A 17,528-nucleotide genomic window follows, 5' to 3' on the forward strand; every position below is an offset into this window, starting at 1 on the left:
AAACTAATGTTATATTATAAGTTTTATTTATGGAGAGGATTTTTCTGACAAAGTACATTATTATAACTGGTGGGGTAGTTAGTTCCATAGGTAAGGGTATTACATCTGCATCTATGGGGAGAATTTTAAGATCTTATGGTTTAAATGTTTCAGCTATTAAAATAGATCCTTATTTGAATTGGGATTCTGGAACACTCAATCCATATCAACACGGTGAAGTATTTGTGACTAGTGATGGTATGGAAACTGATTTGGACCTTGGTCACTACGAAAGATTTTTAGATGTTGAACTTAAAGGAATGGCAAATATTACTACTGGTAAAGTTTATGAATCTGTCATTGCTAAGGAAAGAGCAGGTGGATACTTGGGTGAATGTGTGCAAGTTATTCCACATATTACTAATCGTATTAAAGAAATGATTAGGGAAAACTCTGAAAGTGCTGATTATGATGTTGTTTTAGTTGAACTTGGAGGTACTGTTGGGGATATTGAAAGTCAACCTTTCCTTGAAGCATTAAGGCAACTTAGAAATGAAGAAGGTCGTGAAAATGTTATGTTTGTCCATGTTACATTTATTCCCTACCTAAATGCAGCTGGAGAATTCAAAACAAAACCAACTCAACACTCCACAAAAGAACTAAGAAGCGTTGGTATTAATCCTGATGTTATAGTATGCAGATCACAAGAACCAATCGATAATGGCTTAAGAGGAAAAATTGCTCATTTCTGTGATGTTGATATTGAAGCTGTTGTAAACACTCCTGATGCAGATACAATTTATGAAGTTCCTTTGGTTTTAGAGGAAAATAATATTGGTGAATTCATTGTTAATAGGATAGGATTAGATATTGAACCCGATTCCTCCAAATTAAATGAATGGAGAGAAATTGTTAAATCCTTAAAAATCAAGGAACCTGTAGTTAACATTGGTATTGTAGGTAAATATGTGGAGCTTGAAGATTCTTACATTAGTATTAGAGAAGCATTAATTCATGCAGCAGCAAGTATTGGTGTTAAGGCTAAAATCAAATTTTTAAGTTCTGATGTTGAAAAATTAGATTTAGATGCTATGGCTGAATTGCAAGGTATTTTGATTCCCGGAGGATTTGGAGAACGTGGTTTTGAAGGCAAATTAGATGCAATTGAATATGCAATTGAAAATAATGTGCCTTTATTCGGAATTTGTCTTGGAATGCAATCTATGGTAACTCAATTTGCAAGAAGAAATGGTTATCCTGGTGCAAATAGTTCTGAGTTTGATGACAATTTGGAATTCCCTGTTATTGATATGATGGAGGAGCAAAAGAAAATTAAAAACATGGGTGGAACCATGCGTTTAGGATCTTATGACTGCAAAATCATTGAGGGCACTAAAACTCATGAAGCTTATGGTGAAGATTATATTGAGGAACGTCACAGGCACAGGTATGAATTCAATAATGATTATAGAAAGGATTTACAGGAAAAAGGTTTAATTATTTCCGGAACAAGTCCTGATGATTTTTTAGTAGAAATTGTCGAATTGCCAAATCATCCATGGGCTGTTGGTTGTCAATTCCATCCGGAATTTAAATCAAGATTAAATAAACCTCATCCTTTATTTAAAGCATTTTTAGAAGCTGTTTATGAATATTCTAAAAATTAGCTTTTTCTTTTTTTCTTTTATTTTATATTTTAAAGTCAATTTTACATGTCTATTTTCTATCTAATTAATATTATTTAGGGTTAAATAATATAATTATGATTGTGGAGACCATATTTTTAATTCAAATAATTATAACTGTTTTATTTTCTATAATGGCTGCATTTTATGATATAAAAAGTAATATTGTTCCGAATAAATTGAATTATTCTTTGATATTTTTTGGATTGTTTTCAAATCTAATTTTATCGATTATTTCAAATAATGTTAAATACATTCTAGCTTCATTTATTTCAATGTTGATTACTTATATTGTAACTTACATGTTGTGGAAATTAAATGTTTGGGGTGGTGGTGATGTAAAATTATTTACAGCTATTGCCACAGTAATACCATCTGGTCTTAATATTAATTTTTTGAATATTTTTCCACAATTATCCGTGTATCCATTTTCATTTAGTGTTGTAATTAATAGCATTTTAGTTTCATTTCCATTTTTGGTTGTATTTGTCGCTTATTTGATATTTAAAGATAAGATATTTGATGACAATATTGATTTTTTAGTTAATGTTTTCAATATAGGTAGCATAAAATATATAAAAAATTCAACATTGAATAGATTGATTCCAATTAAAGACCTTAAAGAAGGAATGATTGTTAATGATTATTATTTCAATAATGAGTATATAATTGAACTTTTAAGAGGAATAGATGGTAATCTGGAGATATACAAATCAGATTGTGAGGATTTTAAGTATTATTTTAAGTCGCAAAGTGCAGGTGGGATAACAAGTAATGAAGTATGGCAACTCAAGATTATGAACTCGCAAGATATAATATCTGATAATATATCTATTAAATTGTCATTTCCATTTACTCCTGCAATATTATTTGGATTGTTAATCGCAGTAATCTACGGGGATATGATGTTGTTGCTTATAAAAAACGTATTTTTGGTGATATGATGATTAAAGAAAATGGAGGTCAAATTTCATTGGAATATATGATGATATTCACAATATCTCTAATTATTCTAATTGTTTTCACGTTACCTCTTGCGGAAAATTCGATTAAGGATACTTTGGATATATCTGACTCTTTAAATGTCAAATCAGATTTATCAAAAATATCCAATGCAATTAGACAGGTATATGGTGAGGGCCAAGGATCAAAGCAAACAATTAAAATTGAAAGTAAAAACAGGATTAAAATAAATATTGAGGACAGTTATATTTCGACTAGCTTCAAACTTAAATCCAATTCAAAAAAGGATATAAAAAATTATGTAACATCAAACATTCAAAAAACATCGATTTCTCTAGATGATAGGGAGAATATAATCGTTGTAGATTGGCCAATGAATTCGAAGAATATGCTGATTTATACAATATGATTAGTTTTATACAAAATTATTTTAACTATCTCACTTAAATATATAATTATAATAATTGAATAGGTGAATTTATGGATATAATAACTACAATTATTTACCTCGTTTTGTTTATAGTAATGATGGTATTTGTTTTTTCAATTGGAATGTTAAGAACATACATGCCTAAGAAAGAGGTAATATTAGTACTCATTGTAGCTTTTTTAATTGGTTCAATTGGTGGGGCATTTTTCCTCGATCCGATTTATGATGAGTTGCCGAATGTTGTAAATGCTTTTGAAAGAACAATGCCGAATAATGAAGAAACATTATATTTGGATTTGTCATCTTCACTTAATATTGAGGAGTTAAAAAATGAATTATCCTCAACTCATGGTTTTAAATCATTTGATGAAAAGTCGATTGATATTCCAATGTGGTCATTTAACGAGAAAGAGCGTAATTATTTTGAAGGAATAGTTGGAAATATTGATTCAAATTATAAAAATTACACAATAGGCGAATCTAATATTCAAATCACCCTTGCAGATAATTATACTTCTACTCAGGCTTTGAAGTCTTTTTCAGATTGGTATAAATTGGTTTATGATGATACTATATCTTATGCACAGGTTCATGCAGTTTTAGTTGTTGATTCATCATCTCTTGAGGAATTTGAGCAAGTTTTACTTCATAAGGGTATTGTTGCTTCAAAAATAGAAGGACATATCCAGGATAGTATAAACAATACAAACTCTTCAATGTTGACTAATACAGAGTTTACATTGGTTTGTGGAGGTATTGGTGTTATTGTAGCATTTATGGGAATTTATATTGATTCTATTGTTCCAATATTTAGGAAAATTAAGAAATTCCTAAGAGAAAAACGTAAACGGTAATTTTATGAATGTTGCAGTATTGTTTTCAGGTGGAAAAGATAGTACTATGGCATTATATTATGCCTTAGAAGCGAAAGAAGATGTTAAATATCTTCTTTCCATGAAATCTCGAAATGAGGAGTCATACATGTTTCATGTTCCCAATATACATCTAACAGATTTACTCTCAGAAGCATTTGATATTCCTATAATGTCAGTTGAAACTGATGGAATTAAGGAAGAGGAACTTGAAGATTTACATCATGCTTTTGAAAATCTTAAAAGTTTAGGTGTTGAAGCTATATATACTGGTGCACTTTATTCACAATATCAAAAATCAAGAATTGAAAAATTATGTGATGAAGTTGGGCTTGTAGCTGTCTCTCCTTATTGGCATGTTGATGAATTAGAGTATATGAGAAAAATAGTAGCTTTAGGTTTTAAGATTGTAATCTGTGGAGTTGCAGCTTGGGGATTAGATGAATCATGGCTTGGAAGAGTCATTGATGATGATGCCATTGATGAATTAGTGAAAATTCATGATAAATATTATGTTGATTTAGCTTTTGAAGGTGGCGAAGCCGAAACATTAGTTATTGATGGTCCTATTTTTAAAAAAAGAATCAAAATATTAAAGGATAAAAAAGAATGGCATCATGATAGTGGTGTTTATATTATAGAAAAAGCAGTTTTAGAGGAAAAATGAATTTAAAATTCTATTTCATCTAAAAACTTATTTATGTTATTAGTATAACTGGTTAAATCTGTTTCATTAATGATTATTTTATCTGAAAGGGATATTACATCTCCAATTCCAAAATCTAATTCCATTTGATCTCTTGCTTTAAATTCAGCATAATCAGTGGAATCATCTTCTCTCATTCTGTTTTTTAATCTTTCAAATCTTAGAGTTGGATTGGCGAAAATTGATAAAATAATAAATTCTTCGAAGTTTTCTTTAAACATATCAACTTCATGAGGGCTTCTAATACCTTCAACAATAATTTTACTCTCATGGTTTTCTTCTTGAAGTTTTTTGATTTTTTTAATAGTTAACTCTGAGACAATATATTGTCCAAATTCCTCTCTTAAATTTTGAGCAGTTTCTTTACTACTTTCTCCTCTTTTTTTAGCTTCTTCACGTATGATATCACCCATACTTACAATAATTGCTCCTCTTTCTATTGCAATTTCAGAAACTAAACTTTTTCCAGAACCAGGCAATCCGGATATTCCCATTATTTGCATTATTTTCACTCTTTTATTCTAATTTGTTCTAATGACTCTTTTAGATTTTCCTCATTGTCAAAGTCTTCAATAAGTCCAACCAGTACTTTTTTATCTTGGGTTTTTAAATCAGCAGCGATTTTTGTCATAAATGGTATTGCACGAACAATATTGTCCATAATAGAAACATCGGACATTTTAGATGTCCTGGAAAGTGGGTTTAAATCAATGGTGATGATGTTTTTACCTCCTTTTTTCAATATTTCTGCTCTGTCTCCATCTTCAAGAGGGATTAATATTGTATCTGCTGTGTAAATTCCACTTTTACTAGCACTAGATCTATTATTTTCTATATCGTTGATGTATTCAATATCATCATCAAGGCCGCCAAGTATGTCTGCATATCCGTGATCTTTGTATAATTGTGTAATTATTTTAACTCTTTCGTCGGTTCTATAAAATAAATTAATTTCAATTTTAGCATTAATCATATTCGCAAATTCAATTATTTCATCGATAGCTAATGCTGTTGCGTTTCCATTAACTGAAATCACAGGATTGTTTGATATTAGTAATGCTGCAACGGCAACATACATTGCTCTTTTTGCAGGATATGTTGTTTTCTCACCAATTAAATAATCAAAACTTTCGCCTCTGCCATGGGCAATTAAAGCTGAGTCTGCTAAATACCCTTCTTTGGAAGCGTTAACCATTTTTTCTCTTAAAAGCAATGATTCATATCGTGGGTGTGATTTTGGTATCATATTTTAATCTCCTTATTTTAAATCAATAGTCATTTGAGCTAAATATCCTAAAAATGTTGTAATTAATAAAGTGAGTATTATTATTGAAAAAAGGTGCATTGGATAAGATCCAATGATATAAATTTCCTTGTGAGGGAATATGAAAAATATATAATCAAAAATTATGTCTATTATGACAAAGATTATCCCTGCTAAGAAACCTTCAAAAATTTCATTATCATCAATAGCTCTAATGTATAATATTCCAAAAAATCCAGTTATAATTATTGTAATGATAGGTACTACTATGTTAGCACTATGAATGTTTGTTGTAAAAATAGGGTTGAATATTGATGAAAGTATAAATGTTAAAAACCATATTATCACTCCAAATATTATTGCTAATTTAATTTTCATAGTAAAACCTTTTAAAATAACTGTTTATATTTCTGATTTAAAAATAATATAAATTTTTCTAAGTTGCTGTTAGGTTGTAATTTATAGTTGGAATTGTGCTTAAGAAAGTAAGTTTTTTGGAGTGGTAGTTAAAAGAAATTAACTTGTTTTGACCATTCAATAAGTAATTGTATTTTATAAAAAATCAATTATAATTTATTAAAAAAATATATACTATATGCTTAATATATCTTATTTAGATGAATGGTTATAGTGAACATGAGAAATATTTGAAAAATGCATTACTGGGATTAAATGATTCATCAGATTCAAAGCAAAAGGAAAAGAAGTTATCTAATCATTACTTTAAAGATTTAAAAGAAAAATTACTAATGCAATATGTAGACAAATCATTAAAAGATGTGATGAACTGCAATATTTGCAAAACCTCCTTTGGAGATGCATTGAAAATCACTACAAAAGAGAAAATTGATTTTGATATTAAGGATAACAACTTTAAAGATCAAATTAACCATAACCTTAAATTACTTCCAAAAATAGGTCTTAAAACTGAAGAAAACCTTAAAAATAGAGGTTACACGACAATAGAATCACTTAAAAATCATGATAGATATTGTGATGCTGCATCAAAATTTTTAAATAGGATTGAGGACATGTCTTTTCATGAAATAATGGATTTATTGGATAGTAATAGGTATTCCAAAAAGTGTAGGGATAATCTGCTTAAATGCATAAGCCTAACTGATGTTGAAAATTTTAAATTTATGGATATTGAAACTAAGGGGCTTTCAAATGTTCCGATAATTTTAATAGGTGTTGCTGAAATTAAAAACGATAAAATAGTTGCTTCACAATATTTCTTAAGGGATTATGTTGAGGAACCCAGTATTATTGAAGCATATCTCAGTCATTTGGATGAAAATTCTGTTCACGTTACATTTAATGGAAAAAGTTTCGATGTTCCGTTTATAAAAAATAGATGTGTTTACAATAGGATTGATCATGATTTGGATTTGCCTCACCTGGATTTAATGTATTTTGCAAAGAATTTATGGAAAGATTCACTTCCGAATTGTCAGCTTCAAACTATTGAACGGGAGATGTTTGGAATAAATCGTCATGAAGATGTTCCAGGACAATATATTCCGGGATATTATGATACTTATTTGTCTGAAGAGAACATAGGTCCTGTTGTGCCGATAATTGAGCATAACTGTCAGGATATTATTTCACTTGCAAGCTTTCTTGAAAAAATGTATGGGGATGTAAATTAGTATGGGATTATTTGATAGATTTAAAAAGACGGATAAAAAAGAGAAGAAAGTAGTTCCAGATGATTTGGATATTGATGAAGAGGAATTACGTTTAAAGGAAATAGCTATTAATCATAAAGACAGGCTTGAAAGGGCACAAGCGGCAGATAAAATTTCAAATGAGTTTGTTGCACTGAATATGGCGAAAACTGTTAAGGATAGAGCTATTAGATTAATAGCTGCAAACAAATTGAAAGATGAAGACTTGTTAATGGATGCTGCTTTAAATTCACAGTTTTTTGATGTTAGAAGCTTTGCATGGGAAAGGCTGGGTGAAAATAACAAATCCATAGCTGAAATGGTAATTAATACCAAGAAAAGTTCCCGTGTGGATGGACTGTTTGACAAGGTTGTTGATGAGCAAACCCTTAAATGGATCGCAATTGAAGCAATTGACAAAAGATACAGAACACGTGCTTTAAATAAAATTGATGATGCTGAAGTATTATATGATTTGGTTTTTAAATCCAAAGACAATTCTATTAAAAAGGCAGCTATTCTAAAAGATTCCTTTGTAGATGAAGATGTCCTTAAAAAAGTAGCTATGGAAGATAAGGATGAAGGAGTAAAAAAGGCTGCGATTAGTAAAATTAAGAATGAAGATTTACTTGCATCAATAGCTCAAAATGAAGATAATGCAAAGGTTCGCTCATTAATTTTTGATAAAATTAAAAACCCGGAAATTTTAAAGAATCTGGTCTTGGATTCAAAAAAGGCAGATGTTAAACTTGACCTTATTAATGAAATAAATGATGAGGATATTTTGGCTAAAATTGCACTTAATGACAGTGATAAAATAGTCAGAAGCGAAGCCGTTAAAAAAATAACTGATGAAAAAACATTATTTGAAGTAATTGATACAGAACAGGACAGATTTGTTCGCCAAATTGCAGTAAAAAATATAACTAATCCTCAGGAATTAATCAAGATAGCTTTAGAAGATAGTGATCAATTTGTAAGAAATCATGCAATTTCAAATCCTGCTTTAACTGATGAAAAGGATTTCAAATACTTGGCTATTAATTCAACACATGAAGATGTAGCAAAAGAGGCATTAAATCATATTAACGATGAAAAGGATTTCATCGATATATTGAAAAATGCCAAAATTGATTCAATTAGAAAAGGGACATTAGATAATATTAGTGATTTAGAAACATTAATTAGAATTGTTCTTGCAAATGAGGATGAAGAATTTTCTCTTAAGGCTTTAAACAAGATTAAAGTTGAAAAATGTTTAATTAAAATCTATGAACAAGGCATTTCAGAAAATATATCCATCAGAGCAATTTCCTTAATAAAAAATCAGAAATATTTAGGTGATGTTGCTAGAAATGATGCTTCCTGGAGAATTCGTGAAGCGGCCGTTAAGAAAGTGCTAAGCAGAAAAGTCCTAAAGGAAGTTTCAAATAGTGATGAAAATGAATATGTAAGAAATGTTGCTAAAAAGAAATTGAAATTATAAGTAATATTCAACTTCTTTTCTTTCACTGTTTGCACTTTCGAAAATAGGTTTTTTGGCTTCGAATGCTTCACCGCTAAAGCTTCTTGCATTTTCTTGACAAATGTGGATACATGCAGTACATCTGGAACATATGTCAAGGTCAATATCTGCAGGATCTTCATCAGGAATTGCTTTTTCAGGACAAACTGTAACACAGTCATAACAGAATACACATTTGTCTAAATCACAGCTTATGGTAAATGGTAGTTGATTGTAGTCAACATACGGTTTGTTTCCAGGAATTTCTGCCTGTAAGGATTCACCAGACTCTATTTTTTCCACACATTTTTCTCCAAATTCACTGAGTTTTTCTAAATCAGCATTATCCGGTCTTCCTACAGCGACACCATCAAAAATGGAATGGTGGCTAACTGCAGAGATAGCTCCTATGACATCAAAGTTATTTTCTTTAAGGATATCCACTATTTCAAGTAATGCGTCGCCTACTTTAGCATTTCCATAGTTTGCAACAGCTATTGCTTTTGTGTTGTCTCCAGTTAATTTGGATAATCTGTCACGAGCAGTTTTTGGAATTCTTCCAGCAAAAACAGGCATTCCAACAATAACAATGTCATTTTCTGTAAATTCTTTATCTGCGTTAAAGTGTAGCAAATCACAGACTTCTTTTTCATACTTAAAACTGCCTGCTATTTTATCCACTACTTTTTTAGTTGTTCCAGAAGGACTGAAAAATATTCTTGTCACTTTTTTCATATTTTCACCTACTCTTAGATAATTTAAGTTATATTATAATCATTGTTGACTATCATTTATTATATTTTTGTTAACAATCCATCAAAAGGACTTTTTTAGAACATGATTGGACTTTTTTTAATTGAACAATGCTTTTTAATTTAAATTATTTCTGTGATATGGTGAATATTAAAAAATTTTAAGGGAGGTATTAGATGAAAAGTATAAAATAAAACTGGTGAAAAAGATAAAATAAATTCAATGAAAAGTATAAAATAAATTTGATGAAAAAGATAAAATTTATAACCTGAAAAGTATAAAATAAAACTGCTGAAAATAATAAAAAAGGGATTAAGATGAAAAAATATTTACCAAGATATACTGATCAGGAACTAAAAGAATCTCTAGAATATATGGGTGCTATTCTAATTACTGGTCCTAAATGGTGTGGTAAGACTACCACTGCTAAACAACAATGTAAAAGCCTAAAGGAGCTACAGCATCCAGTTTATGGAAAATCTTATTTAAAACTTGCAGACACCAATCCTATAGAACTTCTTAATGGTGAAAAACCAATGCTGATTGATGAGTGGCAAATGGCACCGGAGTTATGGGGTGCTGTAAGATATCTGGTTGATGAATCAGATGAAGATGGGCTATTTATTTTAACCGGATCGACAATAGTTGATGAAAGTAAAATAGTGCACTCAGGAGCAGGCAGAATAAAAAGAATTGTAATGCATCCAATGAGTTTATATGAAAGTGGAGAATCCACAGGAGAAATTTCATTAATGGACTTATTTAATGATGATAATTTAAATATTGATGGAGTAACATCAAAATTAACAATCTCTGATTTGATATTTGCTGCTTGCAGAGGAGGATGGCCTGAATCACTAAACAAAAAAAATAAAAAACAGCAATTAGCAATTGTATCAAATTATATTGATATAATATGTAATAGTGATGTTTCAGAGGTAGATGGGGTTAAACGCAGTCCTCAAAGAGTAAAAGCAATTCTAAAATCCTATGCTAGAAACATATCAACATTAGCAACTAAAAAAACACTTATGAAAGATATAAAAACAGAATATGAGGATATTTCATTACCTACTTATAATTCTTATATTGATGCTCTTGAAAGGTTATATGTCATTCAAGATATTCCTGCATGGTCACCAAACATCAGATCAGCAAATACCATCAGAAAATCTTATAAAAAAGAATTTATTGACCCATCAATAGCTGTGGCAAGTCTTAATTTAACACCTGAAAAATTGTTGAAGGACTTTGAAACATTTGGATTCATATTTGAAAATTTATGCATACGTGATTTGCTCGTTTATTCAAGCTCAGTCAATGGTGAAGTGTTATATTACAATGATGATGGTGGTCTTGAAGCGGATTGTGTAATATATTTAAATGATGGAAGATATGCATTAATAGAATTTAAGTTAGGTAATCGTGAAATAGATAAAGGAGCGGAAAATTTGCTTAAGTTAAGGGAATTGATTAAAAAAAGTGTTGAAAACAAAAAGATTGATTTGGAAGAGCCAAGTTTTCTAGCGGTAATTACCGGAGGCAATATGGCATACACTAGGGCTGATGGAGTGAAAGTTATTCCAATCGGATGTTTGAGATAGCTATTTAGATTATAATGTAGTAGTTTTAATTATTTGGAGTAATAATTGTTATTAAAGTAATTGTAGGATTTATTTAAAGTATATATGGTTAAATATGATGGAATATTTAGTATTTTCAGGAAATAATATATTTCATGGAGTTTAGGGTGTTTACCAAATAAAATTATATAAAAAAATAAAACTATTAATCGCTAAGATATTTTAGAATCAAAATAGATTTTTAGAAGAGTCTTATTAATATTTAAATAGTAAATAGAAATTAATTAATATTATTAAATTATAAATTTATTTTGGTGATATAATGGAATTAATGAAAGAGCTATCCTTAACACCAGGTGTATCTGGTTCAGAAGAAAAAATAGCTGAAATTATTACACGTGAATTAAAAGATGTAGCTGATAAAATTGAAACTGACAGTATGGGAAACATTATTGCAACTAAAAAAGGTGAAAAGAAAGCTCCTACTGTAATGCTTGCATCTCACATGGATGAAATTGGATTGATGGTAAGATACATTGATGATAATGGTTTTATCAAATTCTCAAATATTGGTGGAATTAATGATCAAATGTTAATGAACCAAACTGTAACTGTTCATTCTTCCGTTGGAGAACCAATTGTAGGGGTTATTGGATCAAAACCACCTCATGTAACAACTGCTGAAGAAAGAAACAAAGTTGTTAAAGCTAGTGACATGTTTGTTGATATTGGTGCAAAAGATAAGGAAGAAGCAGAAAAAATGGTTAGAATTGGGGATAAAATGACCTTCAATTCCTTATTTGTTGAATATCCAAACAATTTAATTATGGGTAAAGCATTAGACAATCGTGTAGGTTGTTATGTAATGATGGAAGTTTTAAAAAGGGTAAATACAAGAGCTACCGTTTATGGTGTAGGTACTGTTCAAGAAGAAGTAGGACTTAAAGGAGCTAAAACTTCTGCATTTAAACTAAATCCAGATCTTGCTATTGCACTTGATGTAACATTATCTGGTGATCATCCTGGAATCAAACCGGAAGAAGCACCTGTAGTAATGGGTAAAGGTCCAGCCATTATTTTAGCAGATGCAAGTGGAAGAGGTATTTTAACCCAGCAATCAGTAAAAGACTTGCTTATCAATGCTGGAGATGAAAATGAAATTCCATATCAATTAGAAGTAAGTGATGGTGGAACTACTGATGGAACTGCAATTCACTTAACTCGTGAAGGAATTCCAACTGGTGTTTTATCTGTTCCTACTCGTTATATACACACTCCTGTAAGTGTATGTAGTATGGATGATGTTGAAGCAACCATTGAATTGATTACTGAAGCTATTAACAAATTATAATAATTTATTCATTTTAAAGATAAAGGTGAAATTATGGTTAATTTAAAAGGCACAAGAACTGAAGAAAATTTAAAATTTGCATTTGCTGGTGAATCCCAAGCACACACAAAGTATCAGTACTATGCTAGTCAGGCTAAAAAAGACGGATATGTACAGATAAAAGAAATCTTTGAAGAAACTGCAAGAAATGAAAAAGAACATGCTAAATTATGGTTTAAATATTTGCATGACGGAGTACCTTCCACTCCTGAAAACTTACAAGATGCAATTGATGGTGAACACCATGAATGGTCTGAAATGTATCTTGAGTTTGCTGAAGTTGCAAGAGAAGAAGGTTTTGATGAAATTGCAGATAGGCTTGAGTGTGTTGGAAAAATTGAAAAAGAACATGAAGGCAGATACCAAAAATTATTAAACAATATTAAAGATGATTCTGTCTTTGTTAAAGATGAAGAAATAGAATGGAAATGTGGAAACTGCGGATACATTCATAAAGGTGCTGAAGCTCCTGAAGAATGCCCTGCATGTGCACATCCAAAATCTTATTTCGAAATTAGAGCTCAAAACTACTAAGAGAATTTATTTTCTCTTTTTTTACTTTTTTTATAATTCTGGTTATTTAAATCGGTCATCTGATTTTTGTGATTTTGCTTTTTGGTGCTTTGATTCAAACCAGCCTATTTTTAGCTCGTCAATTGTGTCTTCGTATAATTGAGGGACATATGGTTTAATATCTATAAGTGGAGTACCATCAAGGACATCTATATTTTCAATATATATTTTATTTCCTTCGACTTTGTCTAATTTAACGATGCTCATTCCGATGCGGTTTGGTCTTTTTGGAGATCTTGTTGCAAATACTCCATGAGTCTTTGTATCCATAAATGGTTTGACTTCAAGTTTATATCCTTCAACTTTGTGAAGTAAATAAATTAGATGGATGTGTGAGAATTCGTTTAAATCTTTTAAGCCTTCAATAAATTTGTTTTTAATCTCAATTGTTCCTTTTATTCCTTTTGCTCCAGTAGGTTGAATTGGCATTCCTTCAATTTCTTTGAATTCTGTGTGGATTGTACCAATTGATTCTAATTCGATGTTCATAGTTATTATATTCAACTTTATATCTTAAAATGTTTTCTTTTTATTAATTTACGATATGAATAATTTTCGGTAATCGTATTTAAAATGCTTATTATGTTAAAATAAAAGATTTATATATAATTTTATATTAAATATTTACTGAATAATAAGATGATATGAATTATCTTTCGTATTTAATTTAAGGAGATTATTAATATGCAATTAAGTGCAAGAAATCAATTAAAAGGTAAAGTGGCTGATGTAGATTTAGGTGCTGTTATGGCTAATATTAAAATTGAGGTAAGTGAGCCTAATACTATTACTGCTGTAATTACTAGGGAATCTGCAGAAAAATTAGGTTTAACTGAAGGCGATGATGTAACTGCTATTATCAAATCTACCGAAGTTATTATTGGAAAATAAGTTAGGATTAATATCCCATTAATCCTATTAATATTAAAATTATAAAAATAATCACGCCTGCTTTTAATAATGTTTTTAAGTTTTTAATTATTGCATAAATTATTAAAAACAAGAGTATTAATCTTAAAATAAAAAGTAGTGAGGACAAGTTTAACCTCCTGCGAGAATAACTTTTGTCCCTTCGTCAGAAATTTCTTCTTTTTTAAACTCAACATCAAATTTCACTGTTTCGATTACTTCTTTTAGGGCTTCATAACTTTCATCTCTATGATAGCCTAGAACAGCAACCAAAAATAATAAGTCACCTGTGTAGAATTCACCAATGTAGTGTACAACAGATATTTCAGCAACATTGTATTTGATTTTAGCATTTTCAACGATTTTTTCAATTTCAGCTTTGGTTTTTTCTTTATCGGGTGTAGTTAAAATTAACTTCTGTAAATTCATATTTTCTTCTTTTCCCCTTACAAAACCTTCAAAACTAAAAATAGCTCCACAGTAATCAACTTTACTGTTTTTTTTCAATTCATCTATTAAATCCGCAGTTGTAACTTTGTCTTCTTTTGATTCAATAACTCTTACAACCATTATTTCATCTCCATTGTTTTATATTGTTTTTTTATTATTAATAAACACTGTTATATTTCATTAATTTCTTTTAAGGATAAATTTTTTATTCTCTCAACACCATTAATTTCTTTAATGAGATTAACGGTTGCATTAGGGACTAATTCTTGCCAGTTTTCATTTTCAATCATTCTACGCCTAACTTCTGTTCCGGATAATTGTAACCTGTCATAAAGTGGAGGTTGTTTAACTTCATATCCTTCTTCTAGGAATAACTGTTTAACTAAATTATTTCCGGAATAGACTTTTGTAAATGGTGGAGTCAGCATATTAACATGAGAAACCCAAAGAGCATTAAAATTAATGTCCTGCATGGGAATGATATAGTATCTTGATGGATCAATGCCACGTTCAGCCAATGCTTGATTAATCATAACAATACGCTCACCAGCTGTGAATGGATTTTTTATACTATGGCTCAATTGAGCGCTGCCTATGCCGATTATAATCTCATCCACTTCTTCTAAAATGCTATCGATAACTTGCATGTGTCCGTTATGGACAGGTTGCATTCTCCCAATTAAAATTCCGCGAACTTTATTCATTGTAATCACTTAAGCTTCTAAACTATCTAAACTTTTAATTAAATTATCTGCAGTTTCTTGTTTTTCCATCAAAGTATAAGTAGTTGAAATTTCCATGAGTAATGTATTAATTCCTTTTTTTGCTATTGGTATTGTAACTTTTTCAGGGCTTGTTCCAGAACTAAATTCATAATCAACTAAATTAACATCATTAGCAATTTTTGAAATATAATTGTCAATTGTTTCAGTCCTATTAGATAAACTAAATATGAAATTTGAATATTCATAATCAGGATTTATTTCATGGACATCTATCACAATAAATGGATTATCCTTAGCAATATTTGGAACAATGTACTTATTAGCTAATTCTTCTCCAGCAGGCCTTGTATCATCACGGGAAGTTAAATTGTCTTTAGTTTCAACATAATATATTACATATTTCTTAGTAAGATTATTAGTTCCATCTTCAGATGTAATATCATAAATTGTCTTATTTACGGCTTCGTGAATTTCATGTTCTCTTGGATGAACTCCTAAAATAAGTCCAACGGTCTCATTAGAGGACATGTTTCCTGCTTCAATTTTATAAACAGTACCATTACTATTATGTCCTACTTCTGCAATATTATAATCATTATCTAATGTAGTCATAATTGAACTAAAGATAATTATTAAATTAAATATTACTAAAGCTACTAGAGCAATAAGTAATAATTGGTATTGCTTTTTTTTATTCATAATTTAACCTTATTTTGCTTTTAGTATATTAGATATCTAACTAAACTTATATTAAAGACTTTTTACTTATATCTTATATAATTAAATTAAGGAGTTTTTTCATGGAAAATAAAAACGTGATTATTATTCTTGCAATAGTTGTAGTGATTATTGCAATTATCGGTGTTTTATTTGCTACCGGTTTTATTGGTGATAAGAATATTGAAACCACTCCATTTAAAATGGATTTTATGGAAGGTAGTTTTGTAGGTAATGTAAGTCTTGAAAATGGTAAAGAAAAGTTCATGCATTCTTATGAAGATAAAGAGAATAAAATAACTTATAATATTTCTACTGTAGATAATTCTTCAGCTTTAATGGAATTATATCAAATTCAAGGTGTGGGTTATCCTGAAGTAAGAACATTCAACGGTAATGAATGGAATATTTATTTCACACAAGCAGTTCCAAATAATAATTCAAGTAATAATTTTTTCAATAATAATGTAATGAATATTATTATTGGTGAATCTCAAGGTGAAAAACAAGGTTATTTGATTTATATGATTATTGATGGAAAATCTAAAATCAATGCTACCGGTAATATGTATGGTGAGGCATATACTGATTATTTTCAACCTTTACTTGAAAGTTTGACATTAAAAGAAAGTAAGAATGTTCCACACATTTATGAGGAATTTGGACTTACAAAAGGACAATTTAATCAACAAATGGATTTATTACAACAATATAAAGCAGGAAATACATCTGCGCTTCAAGGAGCTCAATAATCATGAAAATCACTGTCTTTCATGCAAATGAGTGTGACAGGAAGAAATGTACCTCAATAAAAATGGAAAAAATGGGTAAATGTAGATTGGTTTATGATATTAATAAAATTCCAAGTGGTGCAATAGTTTTAAATCCATATGCTGAGAAGGCTGTATCATATGAAGATTATAGATATGTGCAAAGAAGGGGAGTTGTAGGTTTGGATTGTTCTTGGAATGAAGTATCTAAATCTAAAAAATTCTTTTCTTTATCAAAATATCATAGATCACTTCCTTTTTTAATAGCGACAAATCCTGTAAATTATGGAAAACCATGTATATTATCAACAGTTGAAGCTATTGCTGCAACACTTTACATTACACGATTTAAAGATGAAGCACGTGAAATGATGGATGGATTTAAATGGGGACATACTTTTTTAGAGTTAAACCATGATTTGCTTGAAGCATATAGTGAGGTGGATACTAGTGCTGAGGTTGTTGAAGTTCAAAATGAATTTTTAGAAAATTCTCAAAAAGAGGATATTGACTGATTTAAAGAGAGTTATTATTTAATCTCTCTTTCAAATACCTAAGGAATATTATTTTTTATAAAAGCATATT

General features: G+C 29.7%; 21 protein-coding genes. 13 read left to right on the forward strand and 8 right to left on the reverse strand.

Annotated elements, in window-relative coordinates; translation table 11 throughout:
• Positions 1–29: 29 nt before the first annotated feature.
• From ACR0P1_RS05400 to ACR0P1_RS05420, 5 genes are all read left to right on the forward strand, one after another.
• Positions 30–1,646, forward strand: a complete 1,617-nt coding sequence (locus tag ACR0P1_RS05400; protein ID WP_432645387.1) for a CTP synthase — start codon at positions 30–32, stop codon at positions 1,644–1,646.
• A gap of 95 nt (positions 1,647–1,741) precedes the next feature.
• Positions 1,742–2,608, forward strand: coding sequence for an A24 family peptidase (locus tag ACR0P1_RS05405; protein WP_432645388.1), 867 nt, complete (start codon positions 1,742–1,744; stop codon positions 2,606–2,608).
• On the forward strand, positions 2,605–3,036 hold the full coding sequence (locus ACR0P1_RS05410) for a class III signal peptide-containing protein (protein WP_432645389.1): 432 nt from the start codon (positions 2,605–2,607) through the stop codon (positions 3,034–3,036). The genes ACR0P1_RS05405 and ACR0P1_RS05410 overlap by 4 nt, the downstream gene beginning before the upstream one ends.
• A 71-nt stretch (positions 3,037–3,107) precedes the next feature.
• Positions 3,108–3,911, forward strand: a complete 804-nt coding sequence (locus ACR0P1_RS05415) for a hypothetical protein (RefSeq protein WP_432645390.1) — start codon at positions 3,108–3,110, stop codon at positions 3,909–3,911.
• A gap of 4 nt (positions 3,912–3,915) precedes the next feature.
• A complete protein-coding gene (locus ACR0P1_RS05420) occupies positions 3,916–4,596 on the forward strand; it encodes a TIGR00289 family protein (RefSeq protein WP_432645391.1) in 681 nt (226 codons plus the stop codon).
• A 2-nt stretch (positions 4,597–4,598) separates the two neighbouring features.
• Here the strand turns inward: ACR0P1_RS05420 and ACR0P1_RS05425 are convergent, their stop codons facing one another.
• From ACR0P1_RS05425 to ACR0P1_RS05435, 3 genes are read right to left on the reverse strand one after another with little or no spacing between them, the layout of a single operon-like run.
• Positions 4,599–5,138 (reverse strand): nucleoside monophosphate kinase, encoded by a 540-nt coding sequence (locus ACR0P1_RS05425; RefSeq protein ID WP_432645392.1) that lies wholly within the window; start codon positions 5,136–5,138, stop codon positions 4,599–4,601.
• A 5-nt stretch (positions 5,139–5,143) separates the two neighbouring features.
• Positions 5,144–5,881, reverse strand: coding sequence for a phosphopantothenate/pantothenate synthetase (locus ACR0P1_RS05430; RefSeq protein WP_432645393.1), 738 nt, complete (start codon positions 5,879–5,881; stop codon positions 5,144–5,146).
• 12 nt (positions 5,882–5,893) lie between these two features.
• Complete coding sequence (locus ACR0P1_RS05435; protein WP_432645394.1) at positions 5,894–6,277, reverse strand: hypothetical protein; 384 nt, start codon at positions 6,275–6,277, stop codon at positions 5,894–5,896.
• 239 nt (positions 6,278–6,516) lie between these two features.
• Between ACR0P1_RS05435 and ACR0P1_RS05440 the strand changes: the two genes are divergently transcribed.
• Both ACR0P1_RS05440 and ACR0P1_RS05445 read left to right on the forward strand, forming a co-directional pair.
• The gene (locus ACR0P1_RS05440) at positions 6,517–7,551 is read left to right on the forward strand and encodes a ribonuclease H-like domain-containing protein (protein WP_432645395.1); all 1,035 of its coding nucleotides are present in this window, start codon (positions 6,517–6,519) and stop codon (positions 7,549–7,551) included.
• Between the two features lies 1 nt (position 7,552).
• The gene (locus ACR0P1_RS05445; protein ID WP_432645396.1) at positions 7,553–9,055 is read left to right on the forward strand and encodes a flagellar protein; all 1,503 of its coding nucleotides are present in this window, start codon (positions 7,553–7,555) and stop codon (positions 9,053–9,055) included.
• On the opposite strand, the gene ACR0P1_RS05450 is transcribed toward ACR0P1_RS05445, so the two are convergent.
• Positions 9,050–9,808 carry a 4Fe-4S binding protein gene (locus ACR0P1_RS05450; RefSeq protein ID WP_432645397.1) on the reverse strand — a complete coding sequence of 253 codons (759 nt, stop codon included), beginning with the start codon at positions 9,806–9,808 and terminating at the stop codon, positions 9,050–9,052. The two genes, ACR0P1_RS05445 and ACR0P1_RS05450, sit on opposite strands and share 6 nt — an antisense overlap.
• Positions 9,809–10,143: 335 nt before the next feature.
• Here ACR0P1_RS05450 and ACR0P1_RS05455 point away from each other — a divergent pair, with 335 nt between their 5' ends.
• From ACR0P1_RS05455 to rbr, 3 genes are all read left to right on the forward strand, one after another.
• Positions 10,144–11,430 carry an ATP-binding protein gene (locus ACR0P1_RS05455; RefSeq protein ID WP_432645398.1) on the forward strand — a complete coding sequence of 429 codons (1,287 nt, stop codon included), beginning with the start codon at positions 10,144–10,146 and terminating at the stop codon, positions 11,428–11,430.
• A 298-nt stretch (positions 11,431–11,728) separates the two neighbouring features.
• The gene (locus tag ACR0P1_RS05460; RefSeq protein ID WP_432645407.1) at positions 11,729–12,760 is read left to right on the forward strand and encodes a M42 family metallopeptidase; all 1,032 of its coding nucleotides are present in this window, start codon (positions 11,729–11,731) and stop codon (positions 12,758–12,760) included.
• A gap of 33 nt (positions 12,761–12,793) precedes the next feature.
• Entirely contained in the window at positions 12,794–13,333 is a 540-nt protein-coding gene (gene rbr / locus ACR0P1_RS05465) for a rubrerythrin (protein ID WP_432645399.1), read from the forward strand.
• Positions 13,334–13,375: 42 nt separating this feature from the next.
• On the opposite strand, the gene tsaA is transcribed toward rbr, so the two are convergent.
• Positions 13,376–13,861: a tRNA (N6-threonylcarbamoyladenosine(37)-N6)-methyltransferase TrmO gene (gene tsaA / locus ACR0P1_RS05470; protein WP_432645400.1), complete on the reverse strand. Its 486-nt coding sequence runs from the start codon at positions 13,859–13,861 to the stop codon at positions 13,376–13,378.
• Positions 13,862–14,056: 195 nt separating this feature from the next.
• Here tsaA and ACR0P1_RS05475 point away from each other — a divergent pair, with 195 nt between their 5' ends.
• Positions 14,057–14,263, forward strand: a complete 207-nt coding sequence (locus ACR0P1_RS05475; protein WP_432645401.1) for a TOBE domain-containing protein — start codon at positions 14,057–14,059, stop codon at positions 14,261–14,263.
• 150 nt (positions 14,264–14,413) lie between these two features.
• On the opposite strand, the gene ACR0P1_RS05480 is transcribed toward ACR0P1_RS05475, so the two are convergent.
• The 3 genes from ACR0P1_RS05480 to ACR0P1_RS05490 are packed head-to-tail and all read right to left on the reverse strand — an operon-like array spanning position 14,414 to position 16,155.
• On the reverse strand, positions 14,414–14,851 hold the full coding sequence (locus ACR0P1_RS05480; RefSeq protein WP_432645402.1) for a molybdenum cofactor biosynthesis protein MoaE: 438 nt from the start codon (positions 14,849–14,851) through the stop codon (positions 14,414–14,416).
• 50 nt (positions 14,852–14,901) lie between these two features.
• Positions 14,902–15,435: a nicotinamide-nucleotide adenylyltransferase gene (locus tag ACR0P1_RS05485; protein WP_432645403.1), complete on the reverse strand. Its 534-nt coding sequence runs from the start codon at positions 15,433–15,435 to the stop codon at positions 14,902–14,904.
• Positions 15,436–15,444: 9 nt separating this feature from the next.
• Entirely contained in the window at positions 15,445–16,155 is a 711-nt protein-coding gene (locus ACR0P1_RS05490) for a hypothetical protein (protein WP_432645404.1), read from the reverse strand.
• Between the two features lie 101 nt (positions 16,156–16,256).
• Here ACR0P1_RS05490 and ACR0P1_RS05495 point away from each other — a divergent pair, with 101 nt between their 5' ends.
• The gene (locus ACR0P1_RS05495; RefSeq protein WP_432645405.1) at positions 16,257–16,925 is read left to right on the forward strand and encodes a hypothetical protein; all 669 of its coding nucleotides are present in this window, start codon (positions 16,257–16,259) and stop codon (positions 16,923–16,925) included.
• 2 nt (positions 16,926–16,927) lie between these two features.
• Positions 16,928–17,458, forward strand: coding sequence for a DUF367 family protein (locus tag ACR0P1_RS05500; RefSeq protein WP_432645406.1), 531 nt, complete (start codon positions 16,928–16,930; stop codon positions 17,456–17,458).
• Positions 17,459–17,528 lie beyond the last annotated feature (70 nt).

The sequence above is a fragment of the Methanobrevibacter sp. genome (genome assembly GCF_050872065.1).
GTDB lineage: Archaea > Methanobacteriota > Methanobacteria > Methanobacteriales > Methanobacteriaceae > Methanocatella.

Bases quoted from the DNA above. Each gene is read 5' to 3' on its own strand.
- ACR0P1_RS05400 (WP_432645387.1), top strand. From the start codon at position 30: ATGGAGAGGATTTTTCTGACAAAGTACATTATTATAACTGGTGGGGTA.
- ACR0P1_RS05405 (WP_432645388.1), top strand. From the start codon at position 1,742: ATGATTGTGGAGACCATATTTTTAATTCAAATAATTATAACTGTTTTA.
- ACR0P1_RS05410 (WP_432645389.1), top strand. From the start codon at position 2,605: ATGATGATTAAAGAAAATGGAGGTCAAATTTCATTGGAATATATGATG.
- ACR0P1_RS05415 (WP_432645390.1), top strand. From the start codon at position 3,108: ATGGATATAATAACTACAATTATTTACCTCGTTTTGTTTATAGTAATG.
- ACR0P1_RS05420 (WP_432645391.1), top strand. From the start codon at position 3,916: ATGAATGTTGCAGTATTGTTTTCAGGTGGAAAAGATAGTACTATGGCA.
- ACR0P1_RS05425 (WP_432645392.1), bottom strand. From the start codon at position 5,138: ATGCAAATAATGGGAATATCCGGATTGCCTGGTTCTGGAAAAAGTTTA.
- ACR0P1_RS05430 (WP_432645393.1), bottom strand. From the start codon at position 5,881: ATGATACCAAAATCACACCCACGATATGAATCATTGCTTTTAAGAGAA.
- ACR0P1_RS05435 (WP_432645394.1), bottom strand. From the start codon at position 6,277: ATGAAAATTAAATTAGCAATAATATTTGGAGTGATAATATGGTTTTTA.
- ACR0P1_RS05440 (WP_432645395.1), top strand. From the start codon at position 6,517: ATGAATGGTTATAGTGAACATGAGAAATATTTGAAAAATGCATTACTG.
- ACR0P1_RS05445 (WP_432645396.1), top strand. From the start codon at position 7,553: ATGGGATTATTTGATAGATTTAAAAAGACGGATAAAAAAGAGAAGAAA.
- ACR0P1_RS05450 (WP_432645397.1), bottom strand. From the start codon at position 9,808: ATGAAAAAAGTGACAAGAATATTTTTCAGTCCTTCTGGAACAACTAAA.
- ACR0P1_RS05455 (WP_432645398.1), top strand. From the start codon at position 10,144: ATGAAAAAATATTTACCAAGATATACTGATCAGGAACTAAAAGAATCT.
- rbr (WP_432645399.1), top strand. From the start codon at position 12,794: ATGGTTAATTTAAAAGGCACAAGAACTGAAGAAAATTTAAAATTTGCA.
- tsaA (WP_432645400.1), bottom strand. From the start codon at position 13,861: ATGAACATCGAATTAGAATCAATTGGTACAATCCACACAGAATTCAAA.
- ACR0P1_RS05475 (WP_432645401.1), top strand. From the start codon at position 14,057: ATGCAATTAAGTGCAAGAAATCAATTAAAAGGTAAAGTGGCTGATGTA.
- ACR0P1_RS05480 (WP_432645402.1), bottom strand. From the start codon at position 14,851: ATGGTTGTAAGAGTTATTGAATCAAAAGAAGACAAAGTTACAACTGCG.
- ACR0P1_RS05485 (WP_432645403.1), bottom strand. From the start codon at position 15,435: ATGAATAAAGTTCGCGGAATTTTAATTGGGAGAATGCAACCTGTCCAT.
- ACR0P1_RS05490 (WP_432645404.1), bottom strand. From the start codon at position 16,155: ATGAATAAAAAAAAGCAATACCAATTATTACTTATTGCTCTAGTAGCT.
- ACR0P1_RS05495 (WP_432645405.1), top strand. From the start codon at position 16,257: ATGGAAAATAAAAACGTGATTATTATTCTTGCAATAGTTGTAGTGATT.
- ACR0P1_RS05500 (WP_432645406.1), top strand. From the start codon at position 16,928: ATGAAAATCACTGTCTTTCATGCAAATGAGTGTGACAGGAAGAAATGT.